The sequence below is a fragment of the Croceivirga sp. ABH4_376 genome, from assembly GCF_056160685.1.
On the sequence record NZ_JBSWXQ010000001.1, the window covers coordinates 570,393 to 586,432 of the forward strand.

Here is a 16,040-nt window from a genome sequence, read left to right on the forward strand (position 1 = left end):
ACCTTCTTCTACAAAATTTAAACTATAGGCATTGGTAAGCCCACTAACCTCTACAATAGTAACGGCATTGGCAAAGGTTACGTTGCTGCTACTAGAACCTTGTGTTTCGGTTTCTGCATTAAAGGTTTCTTTTTAGTAATCAGAGTTTAGTAATCAGAGAGCCAGCAGATTAAAAATGCTGTATTTTATCGTTTTTAGGGGAAAAAGAATATTTATACGTGACCTTTACCCTATTTTTGTTTCTTAACACTAAAACTATTTAACATGAAAAAATTTGTATTGGCCTTATTGGCATTAACATTAACCACTGGAACATTGGTATCTTGTAAGGAAGCAGCAAAAAAGGCTGAAGAGGCAAAAGAAGCTACTGAAGGAGCCATGAAAGAAGCTGGCGAAGATTTAAAAGAAGCCGGTGAGAGTGTAAAAGAGGCTGGTGAAAATGCTATGAACGAGGCAAAAGAAGCTGGTGAAGGTATGATGAAAGAGGGCGAAAAAGCTGTAGACAGTATTAAAGCTGCTGGCGAAAAAGCCATGGATAGCGCTAAAGAGATGGGTAACGATGCTATGGATAAGGCAAAAGCTGCCGGCGAAGATTTAAAAGAAGCTGCCGATAAAACAGCTAAAGACGTAAAAGACGCAGTTAAAAACTAAGTACTACATTACTGGTTTAAACGGATAACCCTTGGCTACGGCCAAGGGTTTTTTTGTTAGAAAGTGTAGGTAAGCCCTAAAATTAAATTGGTGCCCGCTGCGGCAATACCAGAAGAATAAGACCTATACCTTTGGTCAGTAATATTTTCTAAGGCCATATTGCCTTTAAACTGACCATTGAATTGATAACTTCCCCTAAAATTTAGCGTGTACCAAGATGGGGCATAAGGTTTGCCATTTTGGTCTTGTGCATAAATATAAGTTTTGCTTCGTTCAGAGATGGCGAGGTCATCATAAGCTATTTCTGCATTGTAATTTAAAAACAAGTCTGTAGCAAACTTATCTTTCTTCCATTTTAAATGAGCATCTGCAAAGGTTGGGGCCACGTGTCTGGCAGGTGAGTCGGTGCCATCATCGTCTTCTTCTACACCTTCCGTAAACGTTAAATTGCCTTCTAGCTGCCAGTGGTCGTTTAAAAAGGCCTCTGCTCCAAATTCAAAACCATAAACGTAAGCTTTCGCCGCATTTTGTATGGCTTGTACGTTACTCTGTTCGCCATTATAAATTATTGTTGTTTGGCCATTGAAGGTAAAATCACGCCTTACCAATGCATCCACTAAATAGGTGTAGTACGTGGTTGCTTTAAGCATTAATTTATCATTAAAATTTCTGCTAATACCAAAGTCAACATTATAAGCGTATTCTGGCTTTAAATCTGGGTTTGGTACCACCACGGAGCCGGGTTCAGAATCAAAAATCTTTCCTACATCATCAATATTAGGCGCCCTAAAACCGGTAGAACCATTAAGCGTTACTTGTAGGTTGGCCGTTGGAAAATAGCTTAAGCCCAAACTTCCGGTAAGTGCACCTGTTATAAGGTCTGCTTCTTCAAAGGGGAACGGGTAATACGTAGTATCAAAGGTAGCATCTACCCAAACCTGACTGTAGCGTAAACCGGACAATAGGGTTAAATTGGGTTTTAATTGGTACGCTCCACTTACATAGCCGGCAAAGGTTTGCCAAGTAGCCCCGTCTGGATATCTAGATGCCGTTGGCTCCGTTTCTCCGCTGCTTAAATTTAACTGACTTCCAGTAGAATTAACTTTGTTAAAAACATAGCCCAGCCCGTAATACAGTCTTAAATCCCCTATTTTTTTGTTTTCAAAATCCAGGTTTATGGATAGTGCATCTACCTTTTCTTGGGTGGTATACCTAATAGCATCGCCAAAACCCCTATCGTTACGGCTTTCTTCAAAAAATTGATAGGCCGTGGTAAGTTTTACACCGTCGTAAAATTTGTTTTTTCCTTTTTTGGTGATTTGCGAATTGGCCATAAACCACTTTTGTGGACCGTAATACCATTCTGCGGACCTAAGCCCATCTCCAGAACCGTTGGGTCTTATGAGCCGGTCATAACGCGAAAAATTCGTTGTTTCGGAATAATATAAACCAAGATCGTACTCCCAATTGGAGTTGGGTTTGTATTTAAATTTTTGCAGGGCATTAATTTGGTTGTATCCGCTGGTTACTTGCTTTTTAGGGTTTTCATTAGTGGTTAAAACATCCGTACCATTAACCGTGGTTACAAATGTGTTTCTTAAGTAACTGTCCGGGCCGTGGCTACCCATGGTTAAATCACCAAAATTATTATAGCTAAGGCTAGTGTAGCTGGCCCACTTTTTAAAACCTAAGTTTACCGCAGCATGTGCGGTATTTTCATTGCTGGCCGTACTAAATCTGTAGGTGGCTTTGCCCGTAACCGTTGTGCTATCCGTATAGCTTAGTTTTGGGTTTTTGGTATAAAAATTCATGACCCCACCAATAGCATCGCTACCATAGATTACAGAACCGGGACCAAAAATTACCTCGGTGTTTTTAATGCTAAAGGGGTCTATGCTAATTACATTTTGGAGGTTGCCGCCTCTAAATATGGCGTTGTTCATACGTACGCCATCTACGGAGATTAGCACGCGGTTGGTGGCAAAACCACGGATCATGGGGCTGCCCCCGCCCAACTGACTTTTCTGTACAAACACCTTACCACTTTGTTGTAGCAGGTCTGCGGCGGTTTGAGGGTTGGTAAAAGCAATGTCCTTGGCGTTTATAGTTGCAATTTTCTGTGGCACGTCTTTTTTTTGCTGTTCCCATTTAGATACGGATACCACAATTTCTTCTAATTGCTCTGGGTTGGGTTCCAAATAAATGCGGTACCCTTTTTTGGCCAAATTCTTTTTTAAACTCGTGTAGGGTTGAAAAGACAGGTGTTTAAAATAAATGAGTTCATTTCTGGTAAACGCCTTTAAACTGGCCTTACCCGATAAATCTGTTATGGTAGTGGTAGATTTATCTTGGTTGTAAATGGCCACGTTCATAACCGGTTGCCCATTTTCTGCATCTAGAACGGTTACCTCTTGTGCATTGCTAACCAATAGGCCAAATAAGAGAATTAATAGTGTTAGGTTGTTTTGCATTCTTAATTAAAAACTGCGTTTAATACCGCTAGTGATTTTGGTTGCCTAAAGCCGTGCACATGCAATTCATAATACAAAAGCAGTTTTTTAAGCAATTCTTGTCGGTTGGTTTTTGTAATAGTTATCTGCGGTAATGCATCAAAATTTATGCCTAACAGCCTTTTAAAATCATAAATAATAGGTTTTTCTATAAGTGGGTTTAAAGAGGGCGATGCAATGAATTGGCCTTCAAGCAAATCAAAATAATCCAGGGCTTGCTCGGTATCTTCTGGGTAAAACCCCAAGTATTTAGAAAGCTGTAGCATAAACAACAGATGGTAATGGCCCAATTTATCGGTTTTATCCAATAATTGCAGGGATTGTTCTAGGTATTTAAAAAGGCTGGGATCCGCATCACTTTCTTGCAATACATTGGTAAGCAGTTCTGCCAAGAACAGCACTAGACTGTTTTTTAAAATTTCTGCATGTATGGTTTTATACGGAAAATAGACTTTTGCTTCGCGAATGGATTCTAAGGTGCCTTTGTTTTTATGGTTGGCCACCAATTCTAGTTGAGTTAGCGGTTGAAAAAGCGCTGCCTTTAATTTCCCTTTTTTACTAGCCAAGACCCCTTTTAACAAATAGGCTTTTAAACCATCTGTTTGGGTGTACGCCTTAACAATAAGGCTGGTGTCTCCGTATTTTAGGGCAGACAACACAATGGCTTTGGTATGGGTTAGCATTACAAGAAACTTCTAAAAAAGTAAAGATAGTAGAAGCGGTTAAAAAACGGGGCTTAGGCAGGGTTTTGTTTTATGGTTTGGCTAGAAGTCTACTGGATATGCTCACCAAAGGTTGAAAAAAAGAATTTATAGCATTAGAATTTGTAGTTTTATACGAAACAGATATGCGTCTTATGACTGATATCGAATCGTTACAAACAATTTAATTCAAATTTTGCGAAATGAAGAAACTGTATTTATTACTTGGAATTTTAATTGGTCAACTATTTTTCTCTTGTACGTCTGATGACAATTCAAATACACAAGAAACAGATTCAGAAGAACAGGAAGAAAACGACTTATTATTAACCCGGATTGTCTCAAGAAGTATAGAATCTGGAACTGAGAATAGGATTCTTTTTGAAAATGGGCGGCGTCATTTGGACTCTTTGAATTTTGGAGTTGGCACATGGAGTTATTCCAACGGACTATTGGAGAACTACACAATTGTGGACTTTGATGGGAATATTATACAAAGCACTGATTTTGAATTTGACAACCAGGGACGTCTGATCAATTTTAAAGTAACTGACGACCAAGGAAATCTAAATACCAACTCTATTGTATATAGCGACTCAGGGATAACTGCCACTAGGACTGATGACCAAGGCGAGGAATTTCAAATCGACTATATGATAAACGAATTAGGACAAATAATTTCCAATGGAATTGTCGAAGTGACTTTTGAAAATGGAAACGTGAGTTCAGCTACATTTTTTAATTCAAGTACAACGAACTATGAGCATAACACGGAGCTGGAAGTTGCGCCTGCCTACAGAAGCAGGTATAGTATAAATGGTAGTATTAACAATTTCATTATTTGGACAGGAAATTTTGAAGACCGAACAGATGTATACGATAAAAATTATCTAATCAAAGAAATAAGAGAAGACATATTAACTTACGATTTTAGATTTGAGGATGATTTGCCCACTAGTCGTTCCATAAGTATAGCCGACGACAATCAAGAACAACCTGAATTAATTATTCAAGAGCAATTTTTTTACGAATAAAACTGTTTGTAACACCGGCTATAATTCATTGTGGCGGATTTCCTAAAACGGAAATCCTTACTTTTAAGTTAAGGTTAGATTTCGGGCGGAATGTTCACTGCTTGAAATTCCACAACGAAATCATAGCCCAAACGTTACCACACATTTGAGAAAACCAATGATTGAACAATTAATTCAAAGAACAAATACAACAGAGTTCTATCAAAATGGACATTTACATTTGACTAACCTGAATGGTCAAATTGGTCAATTTAAAACAATGGAATTCAATTTTGTTGTGGAAGAATCAGACGATTTCGGAAAAATGCATAATGTGGAACATTGGAGATTAATCGCACATAAAACAATAGATTTTAATGGAATTTATGCCGACTTATACCTTCCATACATAAAGTTGAAAATTTTAACTGACCATCCATTACTTTGGACTTACAATAAAGCGGAATTAGAATGTGAGTTGACAAAGTTTCCTGAAAATCCCAGCGAATTTATTGGCGATTTATTCTTTGAATATGAAAAAGTTACTGGGAATTGGATTTCGCTTCACAAACATTTTTGGTCGTTAAACCAATATTACAAGAAAAACGGAAAAAGACATATATCAATACCAAAATCTTTAAAAGAATCGATTGAAAAGGTATGTAAAAACCACAAAGTGGAATTTAAAATAAAGAAAGAAATTGACGGATATGACAAAGGTTATGCTAATCGACCAAATGCAAAACTCTTGATTTTTGGAAACGAAGATGTTAGTCCAAACGATTTTAGTTTAGGTCAGCCATATATAATAGCAGATGAATTTATTGCAAACCGAAAATAAAAAACGTGTGGTAACATTGTGTATAAGTAATAGGGGTTTGGGTGCTTAAATGATACAAAATGAATAAACTAAAGGTCTGTTATAATCTGAAAAGTTAGTGCATAAAATCTGCTACTTTTCATATACAAGACCATTGTGCTCAATAAAATCTAACTGAACAAAATGGGAATAATTTTTCCACTTATTACTGGCCTACTTCTTTTCTATGCCAATTTCCAATCAGGGAAAAAATTAAAGAAAAATGTTCATGGTCAGTTTCATCTTAGGCTGAACAAGAGTTATAAATGGATTGGGATTGTTTGTTGCATTATCGGTTCATTTCTATTGAATGCCGCAATTAGTCATTGGAATGAGGAAATTGCATTTTTCGCTCCGCTTGCTGTATTAATATTCTTCGTAATGGGAATTGTTATTTTGGTATGGTACTATAATTATCAATTGGTTTTCGACGATAGGAGAATAATTTCAACGAACTGGATGAGAAAAAAACGGATAATTGAATGGAGTGATATTGAAAACATTAAATTCAATACAAAATCAGGATATTTAAAACTCTATACGAAACTGGAAAAAATAATAATTTTACAGCACTCCACAGGATTTATAGAATTTCTTAAACTAATGGAGTTAAAAACCAAGTTCAGGGCAGAGGAATTAAGGATTTTCCTTAAAATATAAATTACTGAGCACAACAAAGAACTGAATTAAAAAACGGTTACTGTATTGATATAATCTCAACCCAGTTAAAACAAAAAAGCCCTTGCAAACTAATCTTGCAAGGGCTTTTTTTATGCTTTAGCGGTTTAGATAACCCCTTGGGCCAACATAGCGTCTGCTACTTTAACAAAGCCTGCAATGTTTGCGCCTTTTACATAGTTACAATACCCATCTTCATCTTTACCATAGGCAATACAAGAGTTGTGAATGTCGTTCATAATGCCTTTTAAGCGCTCGTCTACCTCTTCTCTTGTCCAAGAAATACGTAAAGAGTTCTGAGACATTTCTAGACCAGAAGTGGCTACACCACCGGCATTTGAGGCCTTACCAGGGGCAAAAAGTATTTTTGCCTCATGAAAAGCGTGTATGGCTTCTGGCGTAGACGGCATGTTTGCGCCTTCGGCCACGGCAATACAACCGTTTTTAAGAAGCAACTGGGCATCGTCCCCGTTTAATTCGTTTTGCGTAGCACAAGGCAATGCTACGTGGCAAGCAACTTCCCATGGCGTTTTGCCGGCGTGGTAGCTTGCATTGGGGTACTGTTCTACATATTCAGAGATTCTACCCCTCTTGTTGTTCTTTAGGTCCATAACAAAGGCTAGTTTTTCGGTATCTATACCGTCCTTGTCATGTATGTAACCGCCAGAATCGGACAAGGTTAATACCTTACCGCCCAATTGCAATACCTTTTCTGCGGCATATTGGGCAACGTTACCAGAACCAGAGATAACCACTTCTTTACCTTCAAAAGTTTCGCCTTTGGTCTTAAGCATGCTATCTGCAAAGTACACCGTACCATAACCGGTAGCTTCTGGTCTAATTAAAGAACCACCCCAAGAAAGCCCCTTACCGGTAAGTACCCCGGTAAACTCGTTTCTAATTTTCTTGTACATACCAAATAGGAAACCAATTTCACGGGCACCTACGCCAATATCCCCGGCAGGTACATCTGTGTTGGGTCCAATATGTCTACACAATTCCGTCATAAAGGCGTGGCAAAAACGCATAATTTCGTCGTCAGATTTTCCTTTTGGGTCAAAATCTGAACCTCCTTTACCACCACCCATAGGTAGTGTGGTTAAACTATTTTTGAATACTTGCTCAAAAGCCAAGAATTTTAAAACACTGGCATTTACCGTAGGGTGAAAACGCAACCCGCCCTTGTAAGGCCCAATTGCAGAATTCATTTGAATTCTATACCCTCTGTTTACGTGTATCTCACCATCGTCATCTACCCATGCCACACGGAAAGAGATAAGTCTTTCTGGTTCTACCATGCGTAACAAGATGTTTTTACCATGGTAAATATCATGTTGTACTATATAAGGTATTACGGTTTCGGCTACTTCCTGTACCGCTTGGATAAATTCTGGTTCATGCCCGTTACGCGCAATCACCTCATCCATAAATGCTTTTATTTTTTGTTCTTCCATAGTTGGATTAATAAATTGTTATCAAAACCTAATTTTACAGCTGTGTTTTTGTAGAATTAGAAATTTAGGCGCAAAATTATGCTATTTATGTAATTTGCAAGCCTTTTTATGATAATTTTTCAATCGTTTTCGTTGAGTACGCTTTTTAAGTCGTCAATTAGGTCTTCTACGGCTTCTATACCAACACTTAAACGTATTAAATTTGGGGTTATTCCATTCTTTAGTTGTTCGTTTTTGGGCATACTGCCATGGCTCATGGTGGCCGGGTGCCCAATTAGGCTTTCTACCCCGCCCAAAGATTCTGCTAGGGTAAATAAGTTTAATCGCTGAATACATGCAATCGTGGCATTTTGGTCGCTATCTTTTAATTTAAAAGCCAACATTCCGCCAAAATCCCGCATTTGTTTTTTGGCAATATCATGATTGGGATGCTCTGGAAAACCTGGCCAAAAAACGCTTTCAATTTTAGGGTGATTTTTAAGAAACACCGCAATTTTAGCCGTATTCTCACAATGGCGCTGCATACGTATGGCCAATGTTTTAATGCCCCTAAGCACTAAAAAGCTATCCATGGGGCCACAGATTGCTCCCGTACTATTGGTAATGAACCTTAACCTTTCTGCCAGGGCCTCATCTTTTACTACCAAAGCCCCCGCAATAACATCACTATGCCCGCCCAAATATTTTGTGGCAGAATGCATAACAATATCCGCACCCAGATTTAGGGGTTGCTGCAAATAGGGCGATGCAAACGTATTGTCTACCGCCAACAAAATATCTGTACCTTTTAGTTGTGTGGCAATGGCCGCTATATCTACTAGTTGTAGCATAGGGTTGGTGGGGCTTTCTAGCCAAACCATTTTGGTATCCGTGTTCAAATGTTTAGATAGGTCTTGGGCATGGCCCAAGTCTATAAACTTAAAAACGAGACCATACTGTTCAAAAATTCCTTTAAACAGTCTAAAACTACCTCCATAGATGTCTTGTGTGCAGATTACTTCATCGCCAGGTTTTAACAGTTTAACCACAGCATCTACCGCTGCCATACCACTGGCATAGGCAAAAGCATGGCTGCCCTGTTCCAAACTTTTTAGGCTGTTTTCCAATGCCGTCCGTGTTGGGTTGGCGCCCCTAGAATAGCCATAACCTAAATTTTTACCCGGGGCGGTTTGCGCATAGGTAGAGGTTTGGTATATGGGCGGCATTACGGCGCCGTAGGCCTTGTCTGGCTGTTGCCCGCCATGGATGGCAGCTGTTTCAAAACGGTAGGTTTTTTTATTCATTGCGCATGTTCTTAGGTTATAAAAGTATGGTTACTTTTGGAACTACCTAAATATGATTATGAAAATAAAATTCCCTTTATACGTATTGGTTTTACTGATTTTTTCTTGTGCTGGCGAACAAAAATTAGCCGTAGAAACGCAAGAATTTAAAACAACGGCTTGTGATGCTTGTTTGGATGCGCAGCTAAATTTACCCCGTTTTACAGATGAAACGGACTTGGCCAAAACCATTAACAGTACCCTTGATGCCGAAGTAATTTCTTTGTTGAATTTTAACGATGAGGTAAGCCTAAATTCGGTTGATGAGGCCTTAAAGGCTTTTGAGGCTAGTTTTACAGAATTAAAAACCCAATACGGGGACGATATGATTCCTTGGGAAGCCAATATTGAAGGTAAGGTATTTTATGAAACGGATTCTTTGGTAACCCTACAAATGCAAACCTATATGTTTACAGGTGGCGCGCACGGCTATAGTGCTGTAAATTTTTTGAACTTTTCTAAACAAGCCGCCCTATTGTTGGCGCCCGAAGATTTGTTTGTAGCCCTAGACGAATTTAAAGCTATGGCAGAACAGGAATTTAGAAAGCAAGAAAATATACCGGCGGACAAACCCATTAACCATACTGGTCTTATGTTTGAGGACGATGTTTTTCAATTACCTACCAATATAGGTTACGGGCCAGAAGGCCTGCTGTTGTGGTACAATCAATATGAAATTGCTTCGTATGCAGACGGGTCAATTACCCTTACCTTGCCATATGAAAAGGTAAATCCGTACCTAGTGGTAAAAGGAAAGATAGTAACGAACTAAGGCTATTTTACAGCTCTTTTAAGTGCTAGGATATTCCCAAAATGCATCCCTTCATGAAATAAATTGAAGTTTATGGCATCTTCCACGGAATTTAAGGTAACGCCAAAGCTAGTTGGGTAAGTTTTAAAGTCCTTGAATTTACCGGCCTTGTAATCTTTTAAGGTTTGGGCAGGCAACTGTGTCAACAGTTCTAGTACCTGTTCAAATTCAGCATCAGACGGATTTTCTTCTGGGAACGTACCCTTTCTGTATTTTGCTACCAGGTCGTCAGAAATATTCATTTCCAACCCACTTAGTTTGTAGATTAACAATTGCTCGGTAACCACGGTATGGGCAACATTCCACCAAATATTATTGTTAAACCCTTCCGGTATGTGGAATAAGACGTCTTTATCTAAGGTTGTTAAAAAATCCTTTAGTTTACTTCTATTTTGTTGGCAGATTGTAAATAGTTGTTCCATGGTATGTATATCTGTGTCCAAAAATAGGGTAATCGCATTTAATTGGGTTACTTTGTACGTCTAAAGTTCGTTTAAAAATGAAGACTATATTTTACCTAGCTACTTGCAAAACCTGTCAGAAAATTTTAGAAGCATTAAAACCATTAGATGGGGTAGAACTTAGGGAAATTAAAGAAAAAGGGGTAACCGAAGAAGAGTTGGAACACATGCGTTCCCTTACAGATAGCTACGAGTCTTTGTTTAGTAGAAGGGCCATGCTTTTTCGCCAGCGTAATTTAAAGGAGCAAAAACTAGAAGAGACCGATTATAAGAATCTTATTTTAGAGCATTATACCTTTTTAAAACGCCCGGTAGTAATGGTAGACGATGCTATATTTATAGGTAACGCTAAAAAACAAGTAGAAGCGGCCAAAGAAGCGCTCCACGGATGAGCAAACGTACGCTAGCCATATTAGCGGCTTTTGGTGCCACCTTGATCTATGCCCTAAACCACACCATTGCAAAAGGGGTTATGCCAACGCATGTTAAACCCTTTGCGTTTATTTTTTTAAGGGTAACCGGGGCGGCCATCTTATTCTGGCTTATTTCCTTTTTTGGACCTAAAGAAAAAATAGAAAAGTCTGATTACTTACGCATGTTTTTTGCCGCGCTATTGGGTATGGTAATAAACATGTTGGCCTTTTTTAAGGGGTTGCAATTGTCTACCCCCATTAACAGCGCGGTATTGGTAACCATAAGTCCTATTGTCATTGTTATTTTATCCGCTCTATTTTTAAGTGAAAAAGTAACCTTTAATAAGGGTCTAGGTATTTTTTTGGGTTTGGTAGGTGCATTGGGTTCCATACTTTTTGGTGCCGAATTAAGACAAGATGCCCCCAATATCCCTTTGGGTAATTTTTTAATGATCGTAAATGCTACCGCCTACGGTTCTTACTTGGTAGTGGCAAAAAAATTGGTGACCAAATACCACCCATTTACCTTTATGAAATGGTTGTTTACTATTGCGGTGGTAATTAATTTTCCTATAACCATTGGGGAATTTATGGAAATACAATGGGCCACCATGCCCTTATGGGCTTATGGCGTAATCCTTTTTGTGATTTTAGGCACCACATTTTGCACCTATCTTTTTAATATCTATGCCATGACCCAACTACGCGCCAGTACAATTGGGGCATTTATCTACTTGCAACCGGTACTAGGTATCTTATTTGCCATAGCCGTAGGCAAAGACCAACTAACCTTGGTAAAAGTGCTGGCAGGCTGCTGTGTACTTGTAGGAGTCTATTTGGCCAGTAAAAAACCTAAACCAAATCCTTAGGCAAACGAACGTGTTTACGGGTGTCTTCTTTGGTCAAGAATTTAAAATCAGCCGCTTTTTCTTCTGCCATAAAAGTTTGCAGAATTTCATCTGGTAAACCGGTAAGACTTCGTTTTCTCATATCAATAAAAGCACCCATCATTTCGCAATGGCCAACATTTTTACCAGCTGCATCGTAAAAGTTATGGTGAAACTCAAAAAACATCCCGTCCTTGCTAAGACCTTTCCATTCTAAAGAAACACGAATGGGCTTGCCCGGAAAAACTTCTTTAAAATAATACATATGCTCGTAAAAGACCACGGGCCCAATTCCAAAGGCTTCAAACTCCTTATGGCCAAAGCCAATCTTAGATAAGTAGGCCATACGGGTATGGCTCATAAAATTAATGTAAGCAGAATTTGCCAAGTGTCTATTGGCATCTACATCACTCCATCTAACTTCAAATTCTTTTAAAAACATAGATTGATTTTTATTATGCATGCATAGGATTGATAAAAATAGCATAGATTTGAAGACAAACTGTATTTAAAACTGAATTATTATGAATCCGAATACACCATTTTTAGACAGACTTTCCTTGCCAGCCATTGCTGCGCCTATGTTTTTAATCTCTGGACCAGAGTTGGTAATAGCATGTTGTAAAAATGGGATAGTAGGTACGTTCCCAGCTTTGAACCAACGTACAAGTGAAGGTTTTGAGGAATGGTTAATTCAGATAAAGACAGAATTGAGCAGGTGGGAAGAAGAAACCGGTAAAAAAGCGGCACCGTTTGGTGTAAATATTGTTGTGCATCCAACCAACCCACGAGTAGAAGCCGATGTTAAATTGTGCGTAAAACACAAAGTGCCTTTGGTAATAACCTCTTTAGGAGCCGTACAAATGGTTGTAGATGCCATACATAGTTATGGTGGTTTGGTTTTTCATGATGTTATAAAAAAGCGCCACGCCAAAAAGGCTGCCGGTGCAGGAGTAGATGGTCTAATATTAGTAGCTGCCGGTGCCGGCGGGCACGCAGGAACCATTAATCCTATGACTTTGGTGGCAGAAACAAAGACGTTCTTTGATAAAACCATTATTCTGTCCGGTTGTATCAGCACGGGTAGGGATATTGCTTCGGCCATGCAAATGGGAGCAGATTTTGCATACATGGGTACGCGTTTTATCAATACCGAAGAAAGCTACGCTCCAGAAGATTATCAAAAAATGATAGAAGATGCTGGGGCTAGTGATGTTACCTATACCGCTGCAATTTCTGGTGTACATGCTAATTTTTTAACCGCAAGCCTAGATGCTGCCGGTTTAACCAAAGAAGACTTGGAAAAGGACCAAAAAATAGATTTTGGTAAAGAAATGGACACGGAACACAAAGCTTGGAAAACCATCTGGAGTGCTGGTCAAGGTTCTGCCAGTATACATGAGACCTTACCCGTTAACGAACTGGTGGGCAAGCTTAAAGCGGAATTTAAAGCAGCTATACAAGAACAAGCCAAATTACTGGAAACTTTTCCTAGGGATTAAAACAAATTTTAATAGGAAACTTTTTTAAGGTCTGCCAAATATTGGTGTACTTGGCTAACGGCCATTGAACCTTCGCCCACGGCAGAAGCTACGCGTTTTACGGAGCCTTTTCTAACATCACCCACGGCAAAGAAGCCGGGTATACTGGTTTCTAAAGACTGTGGTTTGCGTTCTTTAAAGATTTTGCACTGTAAAAGTTTTTCTTTTTTAATTCCCGGACCTGTACAGATAAAGCCTTTTTCGTCTGTTTCAACCAAGTCCGCAACCCATTCGGTACAGGGTTTGGCCCCTATAAACGTAAACAAATTGGTAATTGGTTTTTTAGCATTGCCCTGGGTTTTATGCTGCAGAACAACAGCTTCTAAATGGTATTGGCCATGCAGTTCTGTTACCTGGGTAGATTTTAAAACGGTTATGTTATCCGTAGCGTTGATGCGTTGTACCAGATAGTCGCTCATTTTGGCTCCTAAATCATCGCCCCTTATAATTACATAAACGGTTTTGGCGTGGTCTGCCAAAAACATAGCGGCCTGGCCTGCAGAATTACCACCGCCTACTACGCCAACTATTTCATTTTTACAGGCAGAAGCATTCATGCCGGTTGCGGAATAGAAAACACCGCTTCCTTCATATTTTTCGATGTTGGAAATGGGCAATTGTCTGTAATCGGCTCCGGTAGCCGCAACTATAGCTTTGGTTTTGATTACCTTATTATTGGTGGCGCTAACCGTAAAAACCCCTTGTTCATAGCTAATGCTTTCTGCCTTATGTGGTATGGATATGTTACAGCCGAATTTCTGTGCCTGTATGTAGGCATTGTTGGCCAAATCCCTACCAGATATCCCCGTTGGAAATCCCAAATAATTTTCAATTTTAGAACTTTTTCCCGCTTGTCCGCCAGGAGCCTTTCCATCTATGGTAACAACGTTTAACCCCTCAGATGCCGCATAAACGCTAGCGGCCAATCCGGCCGGTCCTGCGCCAATTACTAGAACATCAAAAATGGTGTCATCAAACTCCATTAAAACGCCGGTGTATCTAGCCAATTCTTCTAGTGTGGGGTTTTGGCACATTTTTGCCTCGCTATTAATTAAAATAGGCAAGTCTTCTTGGGTTAGCCCAAAATGAGTGAGTAAATCTTCCGCGTTTTCTGAAATATTTACGTCCAGAAAATTATACCACAGGTGATTTTTATCCATAAAATCCCGTATGGCGTAGGTCTCTTTTGAGTTAGACGTGCCAATTAGTTTTAGGCCACCTTCGTATTGCGAGAGCACGGTTTCTTGGCGTAACAGAAAGGCGTTCAATAGGATATCGCTAATATCGCTATGTGCAGAAATTGCTTTTTTAAGTTGTTTGGGAGAAATTCTAAGAACACATGTTTTGGGTTGTGCTACACCATTGAATTGAGAACTTCTATGGGATAACATGCCGCTATCTCCGGTAAATTCATTCTTTTTATGAATGGTTATGGGCTTATGTTGATCTGCAGGATTCTCAATAGTTATACTTCCGGCCATTACCACAAAAAAATCATATTGCTGATCTCCAATCTTAAAAAGGATAGTGGTTTCTGCAAAGCTTTCTATCTCCCCGTAATTCTTTAAAACCCCAATTTGTCTGGCTGTTAACTCTGGAAATCGTGCATCTTTCATGTTGGTAATTTAAAATTATCGGTTTAACTGGGGTGCCAGTATAATTTTTAGCGCCATTTACTTTAAAAATAATATAACTTTTCTACTATTGCTAGCTTTTTGTAAAATCGTAGTTTGGTGCTTTAATTTTTGCGTATGCCCTTGATTCCTTCAGACTATAAGCCCCCGTTTTTATTTAAAAATGGACATTTTTCTACTATTTATGCAGGCTTGGTACGTAAGATTAATGGCGTATTACAACGCAGAGAACGTTTAGAATTACCAGATGGCGATTTTTTAGACTTAGATTGGTCTGAAGCGAATGCGACCACCAATCAAATATGTATTTTATTACATGGTTTAGAAGGGAGCGCACAAAGACATTATATAACGGGTAGTGCAAAAATTTTAAACCAAAGAGGAATAGATACCTGTGCGATAAATTTTAGGGGTTGCAGTGGAGAGCCTAATAGACTATATAGCAGCTACCACTCTGGGCATACGCAAGATTTAGAGTTTGTGATCAATCACGTTTTGAACCAGAATAAATACAATACTATTTTTTTGAAAGGATTTAGTTTGGGTGCCAACGTAATTTTGAAATTTTTGGGAGAAAAAGGATCGCAAGCTCCGGTTACTGCGGCAGTAGCCGTTTCTGTACCGTGTGACCTAAAAAGTGCCTGTAACCAACTTTTAGCAAGGAAAAATGCGCTGTATTCCCATCGATTTAAGAAAACCTTACTGGAAAAACTGAAGGAGAAACAACAAAAATTCCCAGATAAGTTAAGCAATACAGCAATTGACGGCATACAAACCCTGAAGGACTTTGATGACGTCTACACCGGACCAGCGCATGGGTTTAAGGATGCGCTGGATTATTATAAAAAAGCAAGTTCTAAACAATTTTTACATGCCATTACCGTACCTACTTTGATAATTAATGCCGCCAATGATTCTTTTTTAGGTCCGGAGTGTTATCCCTACCAAGAAGCCGAAGCCAATGATTATTTAAGTTTGGAAGTACCTTATTTTGGAGGACATGTTGGTTTTTGGGGTAAAAACAATATTAGTTATACGGAAAACCGTTGTGTGGCTTTCTTTGCCAGTGTTCTAAATAAATAGTTTTGTATTTTGCTGGTATTGA

Annotated in this window: 16 protein-coding genes; 9 read left to right on the forward strand and 7 right to left on the reverse strand. The window is 39.0% G+C overall.

The window, feature by feature from the left end:
- Positions 1 to 264: 264 nt before the first annotated feature.
- Positions 265 to 651: a hypothetical protein gene (locus ACXAGS_RS02505; RefSeq protein WP_474904237.1), complete on the forward strand. Its 387-nt coding sequence runs from the start codon at positions 265 to 267 to the stop codon at positions 649 to 651.
- A 56-nt stretch (positions 652 to 707) separates the two neighbouring features.
- Here the strand turns inward: ACXAGS_RS02505 and ACXAGS_RS02510 are convergent, their stop codons facing one another.
- Positions 708 to 3,122: a TonB-dependent receptor gene (locus ACXAGS_RS02510; protein ID WP_474904239.1), complete on the reverse strand. Its 2,415-nt coding sequence runs from the start codon at positions 3,120 to 3,122 to the stop codon at positions 708 to 710.
- 2 nt (positions 3,123 to 3,124) lie between these two features.
- Entirely contained in the window at positions 3,125 to 3,844 is a 720-nt protein-coding gene (gene recO / locus ACXAGS_RS02515) for a DNA repair protein RecO (protein WP_474904241.1), read from the reverse strand.
- Positions 3,845 to 4,263: 419 nt separating this feature from the next.
- Here recO and ACXAGS_RS02520 point away from each other — a divergent pair, with 419 nt between their 5' ends.
- From ACXAGS_RS02520 to ACXAGS_RS02530, 3 genes are all read left to right on the forward strand, one after another.
- Positions 4,264 to 4,896, forward strand: coding sequence for a hypothetical protein (locus ACXAGS_RS02520; RefSeq protein WP_474904244.1), 633 nt, complete (start codon positions 4,264 to 4,266; stop codon positions 4,894 to 4,896).
- A 157-nt stretch (positions 4,897 to 5,053) separates the two neighbouring features.
- Positions 5,054 to 5,716, forward strand: coding sequence for a hypothetical protein (locus ACXAGS_RS02525; protein ID WP_474904246.1), 663 nt, complete (start codon positions 5,054 to 5,056; stop codon positions 5,714 to 5,716).
- A gap of 162 nt (positions 5,717 to 5,878) precedes the next feature.
- Positions 5,879 to 6,394 carry a hypothetical protein gene (locus ACXAGS_RS02530; RefSeq protein ID WP_474904248.1) on the forward strand — a complete coding sequence of 172 codons (516 nt, stop codon included), beginning with the start codon at positions 5,879 to 5,881 and terminating at the stop codon, positions 6,392 to 6,394.
- Positions 6,395 to 6,519: 125 nt separating this feature from the next.
- On the opposite strand, the gene gdhA is transcribed toward ACXAGS_RS02530, so the two are convergent.
- Both gdhA and ACXAGS_RS02540 read right to left on the reverse strand, forming a co-directional pair.
- A complete protein-coding gene (gene gdhA, locus ACXAGS_RS02535) occupies positions 6,520 to 7,866 on the reverse strand; it encodes an NADP-specific glutamate dehydrogenase (protein WP_474904250.1) in 1,347 nt (448 codons plus the stop codon).
- A gap of 119 nt (positions 7,867 to 7,985) precedes the next feature.
- Positions 7,986 to 9,149, reverse strand: coding sequence for a trans-sulfuration enzyme family protein (locus ACXAGS_RS02540; RefSeq protein WP_474904251.1), 1,164 nt, complete (start codon positions 9,147 to 9,149; stop codon positions 7,986 to 7,988).
- 58 nt (positions 9,150 to 9,207) lie between these two features.
- On the opposite strand from ACXAGS_RS02540, the gene ACXAGS_RS02545 reads away from it, so the two are divergent.
- Positions 9,208 to 9,960 (forward strand): DUF3298 and DUF4163 domain-containing protein, encoded by a 753-nt coding sequence (locus ACXAGS_RS02545; protein WP_474904252.1) that lies wholly within the window; start codon positions 9,208 to 9,210, stop codon positions 9,958 to 9,960.
- A gap of 2 nt (positions 9,961 to 9,962) precedes the next feature.
- Here ACXAGS_RS02545 and ACXAGS_RS02550 read toward each other — a convergent pair whose 3' ends face one another.
- A complete protein-coding gene (locus tag ACXAGS_RS02550; protein ID WP_474904254.1) occupies positions 9,963 to 10,421 on the reverse strand; it encodes a DinB family protein in 459 nt (152 codons plus the stop codon).
- 77 nt (positions 10,422 to 10,498) lie between these two features.
- On the opposite strand from ACXAGS_RS02550, the gene ACXAGS_RS02555 reads away from it, so the two are divergent.
- Together ACXAGS_RS02555 and ACXAGS_RS02560 are read left to right on the forward strand one after the other, a co-directional pair.
- Positions 10,499 to 10,852, forward strand: a complete 354-nt coding sequence (locus ACXAGS_RS02555; RefSeq protein WP_474904256.1) for an arsenate reductase family protein — start codon at positions 10,499 to 10,501, stop codon at positions 10,850 to 10,852.
- Entirely contained in the window at positions 10,849 to 11,742 is an 894-nt protein-coding gene (locus tag ACXAGS_RS02560; RefSeq protein WP_474904258.1) for a DMT family transporter, read from the forward strand. Before ACXAGS_RS02555 ends, ACXAGS_RS02560 begins: the two co-directional genes overlap by 4 nt.
- On the opposite strand, the gene ACXAGS_RS02565 is transcribed toward ACXAGS_RS02560, so the two are convergent.
- Entirely contained in the window at positions 11,726 to 12,202 is a 477-nt protein-coding gene (locus ACXAGS_RS02565; protein ID WP_474904259.1) for an acyl-CoA thioesterase, read from the reverse strand. The genes ACXAGS_RS02560 and ACXAGS_RS02565 overlap by 17 nt on opposite strands.
- A gap of 82 nt (positions 12,203 to 12,284) precedes the next feature.
- Between ACXAGS_RS02565 and ACXAGS_RS02570 the strand changes: the two genes are divergently transcribed.
- Complete coding sequence (locus ACXAGS_RS02570; RefSeq protein ID WP_474904261.1) at positions 12,285 to 13,262, forward strand: NAD(P)H-dependent flavin oxidoreductase; 978 nt, start codon at positions 12,285 to 12,287, stop codon at positions 13,260 to 13,262.
- Between the two features lie 8 nt (positions 13,263 to 13,270).
- Here ACXAGS_RS02570 and ACXAGS_RS02575 read toward each other — a convergent pair whose 3' ends face one another.
- The gene (locus ACXAGS_RS02575; protein WP_474904263.1) at positions 13,271 to 14,917 is read right to left on the reverse strand and encodes an FAD-dependent oxidoreductase; all 1,647 of its coding nucleotides are present in this window, start codon (positions 14,915 to 14,917) and stop codon (positions 13,271 to 13,273) included.
- Between the two features lie 135 nt (positions 14,918 to 15,052).
- On the opposite strand from ACXAGS_RS02575, the gene ACXAGS_RS02580 reads away from it, so the two are divergent.
- Entirely contained in the window at positions 15,053 to 16,018 is a 966-nt protein-coding gene (locus ACXAGS_RS02580) for a YheT family hydrolase (protein ID WP_474904265.1), read from the forward strand.
- The last annotated feature ends 22 nt before the right edge of the window (positions 16,019 to 16,040 follow it).

Bases quoted from the DNA above. Each gene is read 5' to 3' on its own strand.
- ACXAGS_RS02505 (WP_474904237.1), top strand. From the start codon at position 265: ATGAAAAAATTTGTATTGGCCTTATTGGCATTAACATTAACCACTGGA.
- ACXAGS_RS02510 (WP_474904239.1), bottom strand. From the start codon at position 3,122: ATGCAAAACAACCTAACACTATTAATTCTCTTATTTGGCCTATTGGTT.
- recO (WP_474904241.1), bottom strand. From the start codon at position 3,844: ATGCTAACCCATACCAAAGCCATTGTGTTGTCTGCCCTAAAATACGGA.
- ACXAGS_RS02525 (WP_474904246.1), top strand. From the start codon at position 5,054: ATGATTGAACAATTAATTCAAAGAACAAATACAACAGAGTTCTATCAA.
- ACXAGS_RS02530 (WP_474904248.1), top strand. From the start codon at position 5,879: ATGGGAATAATTTTTCCACTTATTACTGGCCTACTTCTTTTCTATGCC.
- gdhA (WP_474904250.1), bottom strand. From the start codon at position 7,866: ATGGAAGAACAAAAAATAAAAGCATTTATGGATGAGGTGATTGCGCGT.
- ACXAGS_RS02540 (WP_474904251.1), bottom strand. From the start codon at position 9,149: ATGAATAAAAAAACCTACCGTTTTGAAACAGCTGCCATCCATGGCGGG.
- ACXAGS_RS02545 (WP_474904252.1), top strand. From the start codon at position 9,208: ATGAAAATAAAATTCCCTTTATACGTATTGGTTTTACTGATTTTTTCT.
- ACXAGS_RS02550 (WP_474904254.1), bottom strand. From the start codon at position 10,421: ATGGAACAACTATTTACAATCTGCCAACAAAATAGAAGTAAACTAAAG.
- ACXAGS_RS02555 (WP_474904256.1), top strand. From the start codon at position 10,499: ATGAAGACTATATTTTACCTAGCTACTTGCAAAACCTGTCAGAAAATT.
- ACXAGS_RS02560 (WP_474904258.1), top strand. From the start codon at position 10,849: ATGAGCAAACGTACGCTAGCCATATTAGCGGCTTTTGGTGCCACCTTG.
- ACXAGS_RS02565 (WP_474904259.1), bottom strand. From the start codon at position 12,202: ATGTTTTTAAAAGAATTTGAAGTTAGATGGAGTGATGTAGATGCCAAT.
- ACXAGS_RS02570 (WP_474904261.1), top strand. From the start codon at position 12,285: ATGAATCCGAATACACCATTTTTAGACAGACTTTCCTTGCCAGCCATT.
- ACXAGS_RS02575 (WP_474904263.1), bottom strand. From the start codon at position 14,917: ATGAAAGATGCACGATTTCCAGAGTTAACAGCCAGACAAATTGGGGTT.
- ACXAGS_RS02580 (WP_474904265.1), top strand. From the start codon at position 15,053: ATGCCCTTGATTCCTTCAGACTATAAGCCCCCGTTTTTATTTAAAAAT.